Source organism: Aliisedimentitalea sp. MJ-SS2 (assembly GCF_032586155.1).
Lineage (GTDB): Bacteria > Pseudomonadota > Alphaproteobacteria > Rhodobacterales > Rhodobacteraceae > JAWHTC01.
This window is the reverse complement of record NZ_JAWHTC010000001.1, coordinates 1,002,580-1,019,049: the sequence shown is the minus strand read 5'-3', so window position 1 is coordinate 1,019,049 and position 16,470 is coordinate 1,002,580. Positions and strand designations below refer to the sequence as shown.

The following is a 16,470-nucleotide window of genomic DNA, read 5'->3' as shown; positions in this document are numbered from 1 at the left end:
CCGCGCGCCGAATGCTAGGATACCGACATGACCGATAAACCTTATGAAGACATTCCCGGCACCTTCGTCTTTGACGCTGATCGCGGCCGCGAGGGCTATCACCTCAACCAGTTCTGCATTTCCTTGCGTCTGCAGAAGAACCGTGACGCCTTCAACGCCGATGAATCAGCCTATCTCGACGCCTACCCGATGACGCCCGAGCAACGCGATGCCGTGCTCAAGCGTGAGTGGAACCGAATGCTCGAACTCGGTGGCAACATCTACTACACCTCGAAACTCGCCGCCAATGACGGCATCAACTTTCAGAACCTTGCAGGCCTCATGACCGGCATGGGAGTCGAGGCTTACCGCGACATGATGCTGAACGGTGGGCGCTCCATCGAAGGCAACCGCTATAAATCTGAATGGGAGGACGAGTGATGGCACGTATCACCGCAGGGGTCGGGTGCAGCCATGTCCCCGCCATCGGCATCGCCATGGACACCGGCATTACCGAAGAGCCTTACTGGAAACCGGTCTTTGACGGCTTCCAGAAATCCCGCGAATGGATGAAAGAGCAAAACCCGGACGTGATCTTCATGGTCTACAATGACCATTGCACCGCGTTCGATGCCTCCTGCATCCCCACCTTTGCATTGGGCTGCGCCGCCGAGTTCCAACCTGCCGACGAAGGCTGGGGCCCGCGCCCCGTCCCCGTGGTCAAGAACCACCAGAAGCTCGCCTCTCACATCGCTCAGTCGCTGATCCTGGACGAGTTTGACCTCACCGTAATGAACGAGATGGAGGTAGACCACGGACTGACCGTGCCTTTGTCGGTGATGTATGGCGAACATGGCGTCGACGATGAATGGCCCGCCCTGGTGATCCCGCTGGCGGTGAACGTGGTGCAATACCCCGCCCCCACCGGAAACCGCTGTTATAACCTCGGCAAGGCCGTACGCCGTGCCATCGACAGCTTCGACGAAGACCTCAATGTCATGATCTTCGGCACCGGCGGGATGAGCCACCAGTTGCAATATAAACGCGCCGGTCTGATCAATCCCGAATGGGACAAAAGCTTCCTCGACCGCCTGACCTCGGACCCGGTGGGCCTCAGCCAGATGCCCCACGTCGACTACCTGCGCGAAGCGGGCAGCGAAGGCGTCGAAATGGTCATGTGGCACGTCATGCGCGGCGCTTTGAACGACGAGGTGACGGAAATCCACCGCCACTATCACGTCCCCGCGTCGAACACTGCCGTCGGCCATATCATTCTGGAAAACCACGCCTGATCACGGGCCAAGGAGAACACACATGCGAATTTGCGTAGCTGGCGCTTACGGCGCCTTCGGCATCAAACACCTCGATGCGCTGGCCGCCATTGACGAGGTCACCGTCACCTCGGTCATGGGTCCTACCAAGACCAAGATCGAAGCCTTGGCCGCCGAACGTGGCATCGGTCACGCCGCCACCAGGCTCGAGGAATGTATCGCGCGTGATGATGTTGACGCGGTCATACTCGCCACCCCGACCCAGCTTCACGCCGAACAGGCCATCGCCTGCATGAAGGCGGGCAAACCGGTGCTGATCGAAATCCCCATGGCTGACAGCCTAGAGGACAGCGAAGAGATTGTCCGGGTGCAAAAGGAAACCGGCGTTTTGGCCATGGCCGGTCAGGTCCGCCGCTTCAACCCATCCCACCAGTGGATCCAGAACAAGGTCGCCACAGGCGAGCTGAAGATCCAGCAGATGGACGTGCAGACCTATTTCTTCCGCCGCTCCAACATGAACGCCAAGGGCGAGCCGCGCAGCTGGACAGATCACCTGCTCTGGCACCACGCCTGCCACACGGTCGACCTGTTCCAATACCAGACTGGCGAGGTCGTCAGCGACTGCTACGGTCTCGAAGGTCCACACCACCCGGACCTCGGCATCGCCATGGACATGTCCATCGGCATGAAAACCCCCTCGGGCGCAATCTGCACCCTGTCACTGTCGTTCAACAACGATGGCCCCCTTGGCACCTTCTTCCGCTATATCTGCGACAACGGCACCTATCTGGCGCGCTATGACGATCTCTATGACGGCAATGAAAACCAGATCGACCTCTCCGATGTCGCCGTCTCCAACAACGGTATCGAACTGATTGACCGCGAATTCATCGCCGCAATTCAAGAGGGGCGCGAACCCAACGGTTCGGTCGCCCAGACGCTCGATGCCATGCGTACCCTGGACCGTATCGAGAAGTGTTTCTAATGAAACGCAGGGTGTGCGGTTCCGGCCGATAGGCCGGGTTCGCGCACCACCCCTCCCTATTCTCCCTCGTCCGGCAAATAGGCCTCCAGCGCCGCGCGCACATCGTCCGGCCACGGGATCGAGCAATGCTTGTCCAGATCCGAGGCCGCCAGCACCTGCGTGCTTTCCCAGCGTTTCTCACCCTTGCAGCTGATGTCGTGGTGGATGGTCAGTGACGACTTGCCGACCTTCAGCACCTTCACCACAAAGGTCAGCTCCTCGCCAAAAAACGACGGGCTGGAGAAATCCGAGCGGATATGCACCGTCGGCGTGCCCCAGCGATCCTCCCAGATAATCTTGTGCCACGGGTATCCCAGATCCTCCCAGAATTCCTCGTTCACCCCGTTGAGGATGTTGAGGTAGGACGGGAAATACGCCGTCCCGGAAATATCGCAATCGCCAAAACGTAATATCCGGGTGGTGGTAAAGGATTTGGTCATGGGCGCGTCTCCTGATTTCTTGGCGCCCCATTACGTTATCCGGGCGTCAATCTCCAGCCTCCCTCGCAAATCGTGGGCCCCAGCACGCCAACGATTTCTTACAGGCTCAACGTCCCCACGCTCGCGCCGCCACAGACATACAGCGTCTGCCCGGTGACAAACCCATTCCTGGGATCAGCAAAGAACATGAAGGCCCGGGTGATATCCCCCACCTCGCCGAGCCGCCCAACCGGCAACTTCGCCGCCAAATCCGCTTCGCGATCCGACCCTTTGGGCACGATGCCCCAGAAATTGTCGGTCCTGACCGGCCCCGGCGCCACCACGTTCACCGTGATCCCGTGCGGTGCCAGTTCCAGCGCCCAGGTCCGCGCCATGCCGATGATCCCGGCCTTGGTGGCGGAATAGGCTGTGCGCGTCGGAACGCCCAAAGCCGCACGCGAGCCATTGAACAGCACCCGCCCCATGCCGCGCGTTTTCATCGCGGGCAGGAATGCCTTGAGCAGGGTCAGCGCCGCGCCCAAATGCAGCTGCGCCAACCCGGTAATATCGCTCGGTTCCGCCTCCTCAACCAGGTTCGGCCAGATCAGCCCGGCATTATGCACCAGATGCGTCACCTTGTGCTCAGCCGCGATCTTGGCCGCCACCTTGGCCACTGCGTCCCCATCCAGAAGATCGCACGCGACAGAAATCATCCCGTCGGGCGCATCCTCGGGCAGGTTCCGCGCGATCGAGATCACCGTGTATCCTTCGGCCAGCATCGCCTCGGCCAGATCCCGGCCAATCCCCTTGCTGCCCCCGGTGATCACCGCCGTCAGGTTGCCCATCACGCCTCCTCCACCATCGCCATCACCCTCAGCGGCGACCCAGTGCCGTTCTTGATCTTCAGCGGCGGCGCGATCAATACCGCCCCCGTCGCGGGCAAAAGATCAAGGTTTGCAAGGCATTGCAGACCATACTTCCCAGCCCCATGCAGGATGTAATGCGCCGGATAGGGCGGCGTGTAATGCATCCCCTGACCGGCATCCGTCCCCACCGTTTCGGTCCCGAACCCGCGGATATTGCGCTCCTCGACAAGCAACCGCATCGCCTCCGGCGTCGGCCCCGGCGAATGCGGACCGTCATCTTGCATATTCAGATACTCCGCCCCGCGCCGTTTGGACCAATCCGTGCGCATCAACACCCAGCAGTCCTCGGGGATTGTCCCATGCTCGGCCTCCCAGGCCTCAATCACCTCGGGAGTCAGTTCAAAATCGTCGTCTTTCGACGCACCTTCGGAACAATCAATCACCACCACCGGCCCAACCAGCCGCTCCACCGCAATCTCATCCACGGCCCCGTTCGGCACATCCCGGCCCGATATCCAGTGGCTCGGCGCATCGAAATGCGTTCCCGTATGCTCGCACATCGAGATATTGTTCCATTTCCACGCCGGGCCGCGATGATCATAGGCGCTGATTTCCTCCATCCTGAACCGCGCGCATTGACCAAACTCAGGCGGTAGGATGATCACCGGGAAATCCGGGTCGAGGGTATGGGTCAAATCCACCATCCGCACCGCGCCCGAGGCGATCTTGACCGCTAGATCGTCCAGAACACTCATGCCCCGCCCCCCGTCATTTCCCGCTCCAATATCTTTGGCCCGGCCATGAACCGCTCGCGAAGGTCCTTGGCTACATCGCCGCAATAGACATCTTCCAACCCGTCACGCAGCCCCTTCACCACGTCGCGCGCCAACGCCTTCGGCATCACCTTGGGCGGCGGCAGGGGTTGGTGCCAGTCATCTTCCGTGGGACCGACAAAAACATTCATCAGCCGCAGGCCCGATGCCCGGAACTCGGCCCGCAAGGACTGGCTCAAAGAAAACGCGGCAGCATTGGACGCCGAGAAACAGCCATAGTCTGATGCATTGACCAAGGCGTAGGCGGAAATCACATTGACCCAGGCCACGGCCGAGTTAACCCCATCCGCCGTGCGCCCGCACATCCCGGGCCCGAACGCCTGAGCCAGCCGCATCAGACCGAGATAGTTCACCTCCATCTCGTCATGGGCAAAGGCGGTATCACCCCGCTCCAGCACGCCGCCGGGGCGCACAAAGCGTGCATTGTTGATCAGGATATCGGTCTTACCGCCGATCTCGCCCGCTAATTCACGCACCGAGCTGGTGTCAGTCACATCCAGCGCCATCATTTCGACGCCCGGCACCTTTTCCAATGCAGATCGGTTCGGGTTTGGCCGCCAGGACTCTGATTCTCCGACAAAAATCATACTTGTGCCCGCCTCGGCCAATGCCTGCGCCAAAGCAACTGCGTTCGAATTGCGCCCATCGGCGATCAGCACACGCCGCAGCTTCGGGTCAGAGCTCATCGCACGCAGTTGCGGATCATCTTCCATATCCGGGCTCCTTTCCTCTGGCATGGCCAGCAATACACCTTGGCCCGACCGGTCGAGCTTGTTCTCCAACCGCACCCGGGCCCCACGTTCCACGTCGCCGTGAACATGGGCAATGATCACCGGCCCGGCGTCCAGCTTGACCGAGCCGGTCCGCCACGGGGACCGCTCACGAAAATAGAGGTTCGTCGAGGTGCGAATGGTGGTTTCCGCCAGCAACTGACCCGCCGGATCCACATCCTGCCACGGCAGATCGACCGAGAGGCATTTGCAGCAAGCGTCCCGCGCCGGATACTGAACCGCGTGGCATTCTCCACAGACCTGCAACATGAACCGCCCTTCGGCAGCCGCCGCCGATATCCCCAGCGACGCCCGCGACCGCATCGCAGGCGGGCTTGTCGGGCTGACCGTGCGTTTCTGCGGGTTCTTCCTTGGGGGTGGCTTCAGTCGCTCGGTCATGTAACGCCCTCCAGCACCGCAGCCGAGGAACACACCCCCCGGTCGTAGTTGATCATCCCGAACCCGCTCACCAGTGCCCTTTTTGCCCCGGTGACCTGCGTCGGCCCGGCCTGCCCGGTCACCTGCCGGATCGCCTCGACCAATCCGATGAAACCACCCGCCGCCCCGGCCTGCCCGCCGCTAAGTTGCCCGCCGGACGTATTGTGCGGAAAATCCCCGGTGATGGTCATGTCTTTGTCGCGCAGGAAATCCGGCCCCTCGCCTTTGCCGCAAAACCCCAGATCCTCGATCTGCATCATCGAGATCACCGGGTAGTCGTCATAGGTCTGGACCAAATCCACATCTTCAGGGGAACATTCCGCCATGCCCCACAATTCATCAATATCCATGGTCCAGCCACCACGAAGTTGGATCGGATCATCCGCATGGGCATTGTGCCTTTCGATGGCCCCGCCAATCGTCGCATAAGGCAGCCCGCGCGCCTCGGCCTCGTCCACCGTCATCACCAGAAATGCTTCGGCGCCCGCACAAGGCATCACGCAATCAAACAGGGCGATCGGATCGGCGATGGGCCGCGCATCAAGATACTGCTCCAGTGTCAGCGGCTTCTTCATCACCGCGCCGGGATTGTTCAACGCGTTGGCCCTTTGCGCCACCGCAATCCTGCCGAAATCGGCCCGATCGGCACCAAACTCTGTCATGTAACGGTCTGTCAGCAATGCGAAATTCGCATTTGGCCCGCCGTACCCGTATGGATAGGACGCATCCATCGCAAATCGCGAAAAACTGCTCAAAAGCGCCCGGAAGCTGTCGATATGATTGGTGTCGCCCGAAACACAGGCGACGATATCGGCATCCCCCGCCTGCACCGCCCGCGCCGCCTTTCGCAACGCCACCACGCCCGACGCCCCGCCCATCGGGATATGATCCAGCCAACGCGGACACAGCCCAAGATGCTGGGTCAGCCCCACGGCGGTATCGGGAAACAACGTGAAACTCGCCACCGAAAACCCGTCCAGCTCGGCAGGCTTAACCCCCGCCCCGTCCAGCATGGTCTTCAGCACTCGTGCAATCCACCAATGCGCCGTCTCGATCGAATAGCGCTGGTACGGCAGCGTCGTCGGCGCAACCAAGGCCACGCCATCATAATTCTGCCGCCTCATGCCACCTGCCTCTTCTTCATGTCGGTCAGGTTCACCGTCTCAGGCGCATTAACCAGCTCTGCCACCATAACCTTCAATTCGGCCCGCTGAATCTTCTGTGTCGGCGTCAGGGGCAGTGCATCAACAAAAGCAATGTAGCCCGGCACCTTGTAATAAGCCATTTGATCAAGCGCCCAACGCCCGATTTCCCGCGCCTTGTCATAGGACCGGTCGGAAACACACAGGCAAGCAAACACCTCATCGCCACGAATGGCATCGGCCACCGGGGCCACCCCCGCCGCGGTGATCTCGGGATGGCGCATCAGCACGCTTTCCACCTCAACTGCGGCAATGTTCTCGCCCGAGCGGCGGATCACGTTCTTGCGCCGGTCAACGAAGAACATGTTGCCGCCCTCGCCCTGTCGGACCACGTCGCCGGTATGAAACCAGCCGCCCGCCCAGGCCTCTTCTGTTGCCGCCTCGTTCTTGTAATACTCGGAAAAGAACCCGTCCCGCGACCGCTCGCCCCGGCGCCTCACCAGCAACTCGCCCGGATCGCCCGTGGGCACGTCAAGGCCAGCCTCATCCACCAGCCGCACCTCCAGCCACTCCGGTACCGGCCCAAGCGAGGACTGCCCGATCAACCGGTCATGATGGTGGTTCGAAATCACTGCCCCCGCGCCGGTTTCGGTCATCGCCCAGGCCTCCATCAACGGAAATCCAAAGCGTTGCTCGAACGGACCATGCAGCTTTGGGTCAACCCCTGCCCCGAAGCCGAACCGCACGTCATGAGCGCGCTCAGCATCCCCCGCATCCATCCCCATCAGGATCGACGGCATCACGCCAAGGTAATGCAGACACGTCGCGCCGCTGTCGCGCACATCCTGCCACCAAGTACTGGGATGGAACCGGTCAAGCACCGTCAAACAGCCCCCCACCTGCATCATCACCATGAACGAACACGCCATCGCGTTCATATGAAAGATCGGCAAGGGCGTGATCATGCGCTCGCCCTGCTCGGTCAGGCTGATGATGCCGCCCAGCCCGGCATACCACTCCGCCATCTCGGTGAAATAGCGGTTGGCCAGCACGCAGCCCTTGGGCTGGCCGGTGGTGCCGGATGTATAAAGCACCGCCGCCTCCCGCTCGTCCGACCTACCGGACGACCTCGCAACTTTCGCCGTCCCGCGCGGTTCAGGCAGGGTGTTGCCCACCATGATCACCGGCGCCCTCATCCGCGCCGCCCGCGCTGCACGACGCAATTCGCCCTGCCGTGCCCGCGTGGCAATGATCAACGCCGGTTCCGCGTGGCCAATCAGATATTCCAGCTCGGCCGCGCGCAGGTCCGGATTGATCGGAACCACGCTCATCCCCAGCCGGTTCGCTGCCAGCCAGATCAGGAAATAATCCGGCCGGTTCTCCAGCAGCAGCGCGATCCGCATCCCCGGCCCATAACCGGCGGCGCGAAATCGCGATCCCCAGTCCTCGACGATACCCGCCGCCGCCGCATAGCTGATCTCACCGGCGGAAATCCCATAGGCCCGCGCCGTCCCCGGCAACACGTTCAGAAACGACCGCATTGGCCAGCGCCGCACGGCCCCGGCAAAAACGTCGAAAACTGAGGGCCCGGCCTGGTTCATGGCAGCAGCTGGATATTGCCGAAGGCGGCGTCGCAATTCAGGATATCGACCCGCTTGTTGGCAATCCTCAACTGCCCATCCACCAGTTTCAGCTCATGGGTCGCCACCAGCGCCAGCAGGAACTGTTCGTCCAGCCGGGTTTCGACGTAATGCATCGAGGTATTGGTCTCGAACTCGCCAGTCTTGTCATCAAACTTGTCGACAAATGGCCGTTGAATAACATGATGACAGCGGCTTTTCGGCTTCTGGCTGAACGTCCGCTCGCCATTCAGCCTCTCGACCCGCAGCCGCCGCATGAAATCATCTTCATACATCAGCGAGGTCACCAGATCCGGGTCGGTCTGCTTGTAATCCAGAGGCATCCAGTAAAATCCCTCGGGCAGCCACAATTCCAGCCACTCGTTATAACGGCCCTCATCCAGCATCCGGGCTTCGTCATAGATGAAATCAATGATCTGATCGCGTGAAATGCTCATTGAGCCGCCTCCTTGGCACCATCATCCATGGTCATGGTCATGAACTTGACCCAGGCCTGCATCTGGTTGCGCATCTGCCGCTCGGTGGTGCCGTTCTCGACCGCGATCTCGTCGAAATCTTCCTCGCCCTCGTGCAGCCGCTGGATGTTGATCCAGTCCATGCCCTCGGCATGCAGCCCCTCCTGAGCGCGCTCGTACATCTCCAGATCATCATGCCCGACGATCGAGGTCGGCGCGTTGATGATCCGATTGTACATCGCCGTACGTTGCAACAACTGCTCCGGCGCCCCCACCAGCCGATAGATGTAGCTCTCCACCAGCGTCTTGTCCGGCCCCAGTGGAATGAAATTGCGCAACTGCTGGATCGGCCCCTTGATCATGATGTTGGGCCAATAGACCGTGTTGTGCCGGTTCTCGCCCAATATCTCCTGGGTCCGCTCCTCGCCATAGCTCTCAACCATCGCCTCGACATAGCCGGGAATGGCCGAATAATCCGAATGGATCGAATGATGCACCCCGGTATGACCATGCCCGTTCGGCCATGTTCTTATCCCCATTTCCTCAAAAAACTCATAAGGGCTCATGAACGGCGCGATGATCTCCATCGCCATCGGCTTGGGCTTGTCCTCGGGCCAATTGGCCTTTTCAAACAGGTCCACCGCCGTGCCCGCACTGCTTTCATGCGCCACCATCGGGTGACAGGTATCGGTCTGGTTATCGACCAGCATTTTCCAGTTGCACTGGTGCATATAACGCAGCGGCGGCCCCGCGACTTCCAACCGCCCTTCCGGGCTTCGGTCGACCATATTGTCAAACGACGACATTGCTTCGCCGAAGTAATCCTCGAAACTGATCCCGTCCGCGTTCAACCGGGCAAAGACAAAGCCGCGATGATTGTGCACCGCGCCCACCGATTTCATCCCCTTGCTGGCCTGATTGTCGGAAAACCCCGTGTCGGCGTAGCCCTTCTTCAGCGGGATCGCGAGCAAACACCCATCGGTTTTGAACGACCACGCGTGATAGGGGCAGCGAAAGAACTTGCCGGTATTGCCCGCGCGATCAATCGCGATCTTGGTGCCCTTGTGCGGACAACGATTGAGCAGCACTTTGATCTCATTATCGCTATGGCGCACCATGATCACCGGCTGATCGCCGACCTGCGTGGTGATGTAATCGCCCTTGTTAGGGCACTGGCTGTCATGGCCGACAAATACCCAGGTATTGGCAAAGAGATGCTTCATCTCCAGCTCATAGATCTCCCGGTCGATATAGGTATCGCGATGCACCTCGTGCTGGCGCACCAGTGCCGCCACCGCTGCGGGGTTCCCTGTGTATTTTCCCATGACTTCTCTCCTATCCACCCAGCTTCAGAGGCTTTCTTGCTTACAGCGATTGTTCTTAGGTGTTTCCATTTTAAATCTCTGGCTCAGCATCATCCTTCACAAACCGGTTGCGAACCTTCGCTACCAAATAAAAAAGAGCGGCGCCTGGGAGCGCAGCACCTATCACATTTCCGATTTTACCTGCCACGGAGTTATCAAGTTGCATTTCGCCGCGCGAGTAGAGCGTGTACGCAAAGATCAGGCTAACAACGGCGCCGCAAATGACGGCTGTTGAGACACTCCATTTTCTACTTCTCACGCCAATCCCCTCAAATATCCAACTTCAACCGCGCCGATTTCGCCCGGCTGACACAAATCTGCATGACCTCCCCGGCGGCCCGCTCGGCGTCCGACAGAACCACGTCGCGGTGATCCGGTTCGCCCGCCAGAACATCCGTCTGGCAAATGCCACAGTCGCCGCGGGCACAGTCATACATCACGTCGACTCCGGCCTCTTCCAGCACCTCCACGATGGTCTTGTCGGCGGGAATGGTAAAGACCCGCCCGTCATTGATTTCCACCTCGAACGCCGCATCCCCTTCATGGCTATCAGGCGAGGCAAACAGCTCGAAATGCACCTGCTCATGGTCAAACCCGGCCTTTTCGGCCAGTTCCCGCACCGCCTCGATCATCGGGCGCGGACCGCAGCAATAGATATGCGCGGCCCTGTCTGCCGCCCCGATCACCCCCGACAAATCAATCGCCGTGTCATCATCAAACCACAGCCACGCCCCCAGATCGCGCGCCTCACGTCCAAAGGCACAGACACCCTCCGACCGGGTGGCATAGTGAAACGCATAGTCCTTGCCACCCCGCTTCAACGTCTCGGCAAAGCTCAGGATCGGCGTCACCCCGATGCCACCGGCGATCAGCAGCGTCGGCGCGTCGCCACCGAACAATCGGAAATCATTCTTCGGTTCGGACGCCTGAACGGTGTCCCCCGCGGCCAGCCCATGCATCGCCTTGGAGCCGCCGTCGCCGTCCTCTTCGCGCTGCACCGCCACCTGCCAGACACCGGCCACGGGCGCGGTAAAATCCACCAGCGAATAGGACCGCATCCCAACCGGCAATTCAAAATCCACATGCGCGCCCGGCTCATACCCCGGCAACGCCCCCGACGCCGCCTCGAACCGAAACAGGCTCACCCGCTCGGTCACTGCCACCTTATCCTTCAAGACCAGTTCAACCATCCTGCCTCTCCGCAAATGTCTTTACCGTGGCAATCGCCCCGTCCAGCGCCTCGCCCTTTTCATCCCGTAACGCGGCCTCGCGCAGCCGCCGCAGCCAATCCGCCGCATCCGCACGCCGCTCTAACATCGGCAATGCCCCGATCACGCGCTCAAACTTGCTGAGCCCCCGCGCATGGGTATCGGAATAGCCCTTGATCAGCCGCTGGCAGGCCAGAATCTCCGCCGCCAGCGCCTCGTCGGTGTCTGCCGGGTCATCCCCCTCCAGCGCGGCCCACCGCGCCATGTCCTGTAACCGGTCGGCGTGCGCCTTCTCGACCGCGTGGCGCAGCATGCCCCTGCGCCGCTTGCCCAGCCCTGCAACAAGCCACAGCATGACGAACCCGCCCAGCCGGTCCGAGCGCACCCGCCGCCCCTTGGAAAACACCCGCCCGATCAACGCCTTCGCCCAGCCGGTACGCTCAACCCACGCACCAAACCGGCGCGGCAGGATCGAGATCACCTCTTCCGCACGTGGATGGAAATACTCGGTCACATGCATCACCGCGCCTGCGTCAATCTCCTGCTCGCGGCGTACGCGCTGCTCACGCGACGCCCGGGTTTTCAGGTCCGCTACGCGCGGAATGTCATCATAACACATGGCCCGGGCGAGATATTTCGCCGCTGCAACGGCCAGTATCTCGCTTTTCTCGACAAACACTTCGACCCGATCGAGATACTCACCGCCATAGCGCAGATCGAGATAATCGACGCAGACCTCCAGCCCGGCCCGCGCCATCTCCTGGACTGGCCCCGGCCACGGAGCGATCCGCGCCTCCAATGCACGCCATTCTTGCAACAGCTTCTCGGGCCCGGTGACGTGGCGCTCACCGGCCGTCGTTTCTGGCAGCGGCGTCTCGACCTCCTCTGTCAATGCGCCACGAAACGCAGCCAAACTGGCCTCGACTCCACGGCCCGAGGCGCGGATGACCTCTTCGAACATCTCAACTGGGAACGGCAGCGCCCCGCTCCTGGCCAGCGCTCCGAACAGCGACGCCGAGATTACGCTTCCCGCCCGCTGCGCCACCTTCTCAAGATCGCCAATCACCAGTTGACGCGACGCCGCGGTCAATGCCGCATGCGCCGGCGCCTGATCCGCACGGCCATCGCCCGGAATGATCTTTTCAGACACCGCCAATATCCTGTGAGACGACGCCACCAGCACAGTCCGGTCCGGCGTCACGAAACCGCGCAGCACCGCCCGGCCCGCCTCCATCAGCTCGGCGGCCACCACGACATCCACATCCCCCGGGCTGGGGCTCAAGGCAAACACCGGTGCGACCCCTGCTTTCGGCGCCATCTCGATATAGTAGATTGTCGCACCGGTGCGCTGCGCCACCCCGGCCACGGACGTCGATTGCACAGCATATCCGCCCCGCATCGCAAGGTCGGCCACCCATCCGCCCAGAACCCCGCCGCCCTGACCGCCAACGGCCATGATCGCGATTTTCAGTATCCCCTGGCTCAGATCGCCCCCCTGATCCGGCAGTACCCCTTGCAACGTCATGACCGGAACTCCAGCCTGCGCGCGGCGCGGCGACGTTGCAGCCAGCCGCTTATGTGGCGCCGCACGCTGTCCCACCATCGCTCCCAGCCGCCGGGGTTTTGCACCAGATCGGCCTGATAAAAACTCGGACACAGGACCGCCGCATCCGCCACCTCGCCACAATTGCCACAGCCGACGCAGCCGGTATCAATCGTCGCCACCGGATCATCGCGCAGCGGATCATCCAGTGTTTTCAGGGACAAGGATGGACATCCTGACAGTCGGATACAGGCGTGATCGCCGGTACAGACATCCTCGTCCACGCCAAAACGCGTGCGCAATACCCGTTCGCCCCGGGCCACCGCCGCCTTGGCCAACGGTTTCTCGCGCCGCTGCCGGTTCAACATGCATTCCGACGAGGCAACGATCACTTTCGGCCCGCGCTTCTTGCTCGTCAGCGCATCACGCAACGTATCCCGCAGCCCGCCAACGTCGTAGGTCCGGTCTATCTGGCGCACCCATTTCGCCCCCACTCCCTGCACGGCGCGCGCAATCGGATTATTCGTCACCCGCCCCTTGCGCGTGGCCCGGCTCGACAACACGTCCTGGCCTCCGGTCGCTGCCGAATAGTAATTGTCGACGATAACGATCGTGCCATCGTTTTCGTTGTAAACCGCGTTTCCGATCGAGGAATTCAACCCGTTATGCCAAAACCCGCCGTCGCCCATGAATGCAATCGAGCGCCTCTTGGCCGCCGGATCGTTCAGGGCAGACACCGAGGCCGGCCCCAACCCATAGCCCATTGTTGTCGCCCCGATGTCAAACGGAGCATTGGTCGAAAACAGGTGACAGCCGATATCACCCGCGATGTGATGCGGCCCAAGCTCCTGCTCAACGAGTTTGGTCGCTGCGAAGATCGGCCGCTCCGGGCAGCCAACGCAGAAACTCGGCGGCCGCATCGGCACCACTTCAGCGAGGCCCTTCAAGTCCGGCATCTCGGGTCGGTTCGGCGCACGGCCCTGATCGGGCAACTCGGCCCCGGCATGATCGCGCAGATACCCCGCAATCGCGTCATACATCACCTGACCGGTCAGCTCTCCAGCCTCCGGGAAGCGTTCCTCGCCCTTGCCCTCGATCACCGTGCCGCGTCCGGCCTTGTGCAGGATCGCCCGCATCGCCTCTTCGATATAAGCCGGATGCCCCTCTTCGACGATCAACAGACTTTCCTTGCCCCTCGCAAAGCGCAGAAACTCTTCATCCACAATGGGATAGGTGACATTCATCACGTACAGAGGTACATCTGTTTCACCATTCACAGCGGCAAGCCCAAGGCGTTGCAACGCCCGGATCACCCCGTTGTACATGCCGCCCTGCAATACGATCCCAAAAGGCGCATCAGTGGCCCCGAACGTCTCGTTCAACCCGCGTTCGACGATGAAATTCTGCGCCGCCGGGGCGCGTTGTGTCACCTTCTCCTGTTCATGCTGATAGGAAAACGGCGGCAACACGATCCGGTCCGGCGTCCGCGTCGGGTTCTCCAGCGCATCGCGCACGCTCATTCCTGGCGCCACGTTGTCCTTTGCCAAAAACTCGCCCAGCACATGGCACGACCTGATCCGCACCTGCAGGATCACCGGCGTATTGCTTGCCTCCGACAGGGCAAACCCGTCCCCCACCGCCTTGACGATGGATGGCAGATTGGGCCGCGGATCAAGTAGCCAGACCTGGGACTTCATCGCAAAAGGATGGCTGCGCTCCTGCATGATGGACGAGCCTTCGCCGTAATCCTCGCCGACGATGATCAGCGCGCCGCCCTTCACCCCGCCCGAGGCCAGGTTCGCCAGAGCATCCGAGGCCACGTTCAACCCCACGGTCGACTTGAAGGTCACGGCCCCGCGAATGGGATAATGTACCGATGTCGCCAGGGTCGCCGCCGCTGTCGCTTCACTGGCCGAGTTCTCGAAATGCACCCCAAGTTCGGACAGGATTTCGTCGGCATCCGCCAACACGTCCATCAAGTGGCTGATCGGCGCCCCCTGGTAGCCCGCAACATAGCCCACGCCATTTTCCAAAAGCGCCTTGGTGATGGCCAGGATCCCCTCGCCACGAAATGTCTCACCAGCGCCCAGGCGCAGGTGCTCGACCTCTTTCTTGAACGAGCGTTCAGCCAATCATTTCCCCCCCGGGCTGCCGGCAATCTCGCGCCGCCGGTCAGTTTATATGATTTTTTATACAATATTGAAAGCAAGCCGTCAAAAGATTTGCCGCGGTCCCGGCGATCACCGCTCTTTCTTGGTGAAAATACTCCAGGGGGTCCGGGGGACAGCGTCCCCCGGCCGGTCGGATTGGCGCAGCCAATTCGAAACCAGCCCCTACCCCAATACCCCGCTCTGGTAGAGCTTCACCTTCAACCCGCCATGGTCCACCGGCGGCCCGGCCTGGAACTTCACATCCATCGCCTTTGCCAACCCTGCATCCGAGGTCACAACCCCGACACGCCAGCCCTTGAACCGCTCGCGCAATACCCGCCCGAAACTGCCGTAGAGCGAGAACAGCATCTTGCGGTTTCCGATCCGCCCGCCATAAGGCGGATTGGCGATCACCAGTCCGGGCTTACCCTCTGGCGGCTCCAGCGCCGAAACCGGCTGGCAAGCAAATCGGCACCACTCTGCCACCGCGGCGCGCTCGGCGTTCTGCCCGGCATTGCGTATCGCGCCTTGGTCCCGGTCGTAGCCGTGAAACAACACACCCGGCAACCGCGCCGGCCCGGCACGGCGCATCCCTTCAAAAGCCTCGGCTTCGAACCCGGCAAACCGTTCAAAGGCAAAGCCCCGCCCACGACCCGGCTGCATTCCCGCGGCCATCTCGGCTGCCTCGATCGGGAAGGTGCCCGAGCCACACATCGGATCCACTACCGGCTCGTCGCCCCTGTGACCGCAGGCCCGCAGGAACAGCGCTGCCAGTGTCTCACGCATCGGCGCCTTGCCCACAGCCTCCTTGTGTCCGCGCTTATGCAGCCCTTCGCCGGAGCTATCCAGGCTGATCGTGACCAGGTTGTCATCAATCCGCACCTTCACCGCCAACGCCGCCTGCTTACTCACGGTGACGCCCAACTCCTCACTCAACGCCCGCTCGATCCGTTGCGCCGCCGCGCCTGCGTGATAGATTTTCGATCGCTTCGTCGTCACTTCGACCTTCACCGGCACATCCGCACGCAGCACGTCGCCCCAAGGGAACTTGCGCGCCCGCTTGTCCAACTGCGCCAGGTGGAACGCCCGAAACGCCCCCACCCGCACCAGCACCCGCGCGGCCCCGCGCATCTCCAGGTTGGCCTGCCAAACCGCCTGCCAGCCGCCGCGCACCGTCACCCCCCCGGGCACCACCTCGACGCCGTCAAAGCCCTTGTCGCGCGCTTCTTCGGCCAGGATCGGCTCCAACCCCGGCGCGATGCTCATGAATATCTCGAAGCTACCGCTCATCCCGCCCTTCTAAAGCCTTTGCACGACGGTATGAAACACCCCATTTGTCTTTCTTGGCTCAAATACTCATCCCCACCC

15 protein-coding genes are annotated in these 16,470 nt (G+C 61.5%); 3 read left to right on the top strand and 12 right to left on the bottom strand.

From position 1 onward, the window contains the following. Positions 1 to 27: 27 nt before the first annotated feature. From ligA to RXV86_RS05005, 3 genes are read left to right on the top strand one after another with little or no spacing between them, the layout of a single operon-like run. Complete coding sequence (ligA, locus tag RXV86_RS05015; RefSeq protein WP_316297978.1) at positions 28 to 420, top strand: protocatechuate 4,5-dioxygenase subunit alpha; 393 nt, start codon at positions 28 to 30, stop codon at positions 418 to 420. Beyond that, complete coding sequence (locus RXV86_RS05010) at positions 420 to 1,271, top strand: class III extradiol dioxygenase subunit beta (protein ID WP_316297977.1); 852 nt, start codon at positions 420 to 422, stop codon at positions 1,269 to 1,271. The genes ligA and RXV86_RS05010 overlap by 1 nt, the downstream gene beginning before the upstream one ends. A 22-nt stretch (positions 1,272 to 1,293) precedes the next feature. Further along, complete coding sequence (locus RXV86_RS05005) at positions 1,294 to 2,235, top strand: Gfo/Idh/MocA family oxidoreductase (RefSeq protein WP_316297975.1); 942 nt, start codon at positions 1,294 to 1,296, stop codon at positions 2,233 to 2,235. Positions 2,236 to 2,291: 56 nt separating this feature from the next. On the opposite strand, the gene RXV86_RS05000 is transcribed toward RXV86_RS05005, so the two are convergent. The 12 genes from RXV86_RS05000 to RXV86_RS04945 form a co-directional block, all read right to left on the bottom strand. Further along, positions 2,292 to 2,714 (bottom strand): thioesterase family protein, encoded by a 423-nt coding sequence (locus RXV86_RS05000; RefSeq protein ID WP_316297973.1) that lies wholly within the window; start codon positions 2,712 to 2,714, stop codon positions 2,292 to 2,294. A gap of 98 nt (positions 2,715 to 2,812) precedes the next feature. Beyond that, the gene (locus RXV86_RS04995) at positions 2,813 to 3,538 is read right to left on the bottom strand and encodes an SDR family oxidoreductase (protein ID WP_316297971.1); all 726 of its coding nucleotides are present in this window, start codon (positions 3,536 to 3,538) and stop codon (positions 2,813 to 2,815) included. Next, on the bottom strand, positions 3,538 to 4,314 hold the full coding sequence (locus RXV86_RS04990) for a cyclase family protein (RefSeq protein ID WP_316297969.1): 777 nt from the start codon (positions 4,312 to 4,314) through the stop codon (positions 3,538 to 3,540). The genes RXV86_RS04995 and RXV86_RS04990 overlap by 1 nt, the downstream gene beginning before the upstream one ends. After that, the gene (locus RXV86_RS04985) at positions 4,311 to 5,561 is read right to left on the bottom strand and encodes an SDR family NAD(P)-dependent oxidoreductase (RefSeq protein WP_316297967.1); all 1,251 of its coding nucleotides are present in this window, start codon (positions 5,559 to 5,561) and stop codon (positions 4,311 to 4,313) included. The genes RXV86_RS04990 and RXV86_RS04985 overlap by 4 nt, the downstream gene beginning before the upstream one ends. After that, positions 5,558 to 6,724 (bottom strand): thiolase family protein, encoded by a 1,167-nt coding sequence (locus RXV86_RS04980; RefSeq protein ID WP_316297965.1) that lies wholly within the window; start codon positions 6,722 to 6,724, stop codon positions 5,558 to 5,560. Before RXV86_RS04980 ends, RXV86_RS04985 begins: the two co-directional genes overlap by 4 nt. Further along, positions 6,721 to 8,343: an AMP-binding protein gene (locus RXV86_RS04975; RefSeq protein WP_316297964.1), complete on the bottom strand. Its 1,623-nt coding sequence runs from the start codon at positions 8,341 to 8,343 to the stop codon at positions 6,721 to 6,723. Before RXV86_RS04975 ends, RXV86_RS04980 begins: the two co-directional genes overlap by 4 nt. Further along, a complete protein-coding gene (locus tag RXV86_RS04970) occupies positions 8,340 to 8,819 on the bottom strand; it encodes an aromatic-ring-hydroxylating dioxygenase subunit beta (RefSeq protein ID WP_316297962.1) in 480 nt (159 codons plus the stop codon). Before RXV86_RS04970 ends, RXV86_RS04975 begins: the two co-directional genes overlap by 4 nt. Further along, a complete protein-coding gene (locus tag RXV86_RS04965; protein WP_316297960.1) occupies positions 8,816 to 10,162 on the bottom strand; it encodes an aromatic ring-hydroxylating dioxygenase subunit alpha in 1,347 nt (448 codons plus the stop codon). Before RXV86_RS04965 ends, RXV86_RS04970 begins: the two co-directional genes overlap by 4 nt. Positions 10,163 to 10,470: 308 nt before the next feature. Continuing rightward, positions 10,471 to 11,391, bottom strand: a complete 921-nt coding sequence (locus RXV86_RS04960) for a PDR/VanB family oxidoreductase (protein ID WP_316297958.1) — start codon at positions 11,389 to 11,391, stop codon at positions 10,471 to 10,473. Then, positions 11,384 to 12,934, bottom strand: coding sequence for an indolepyruvate oxidoreductase subunit beta family protein (locus RXV86_RS04955; protein WP_316297956.1), 1,551 nt, complete (start codon positions 12,932 to 12,934; stop codon positions 11,384 to 11,386). The genes RXV86_RS04960 and RXV86_RS04955 overlap by 8 nt, the downstream gene beginning before the upstream one ends. Continuing rightward, the gene (locus tag RXV86_RS04950) at positions 12,931 to 15,084 is read right to left on the bottom strand and encodes an indolepyruvate ferredoxin oxidoreductase subunit alpha (protein ID WP_316297954.1); all 2,154 of its coding nucleotides are present in this window, start codon (positions 15,082 to 15,084) and stop codon (positions 12,931 to 12,933) included. The genes RXV86_RS04955 and RXV86_RS04950 overlap by 4 nt, the downstream gene beginning before the upstream one ends. 201 nt (positions 15,085 to 15,285) lie before the next feature. Beyond that, a complete protein-coding gene (locus tag RXV86_RS04945; RefSeq protein WP_316297953.1) occupies positions 15,286 to 16,392 on the bottom strand; it encodes a class I SAM-dependent RNA methyltransferase in 1,107 nt (368 codons plus the stop codon). Positions 16,393 to 16,470: the final 78 nt, after the last annotated feature.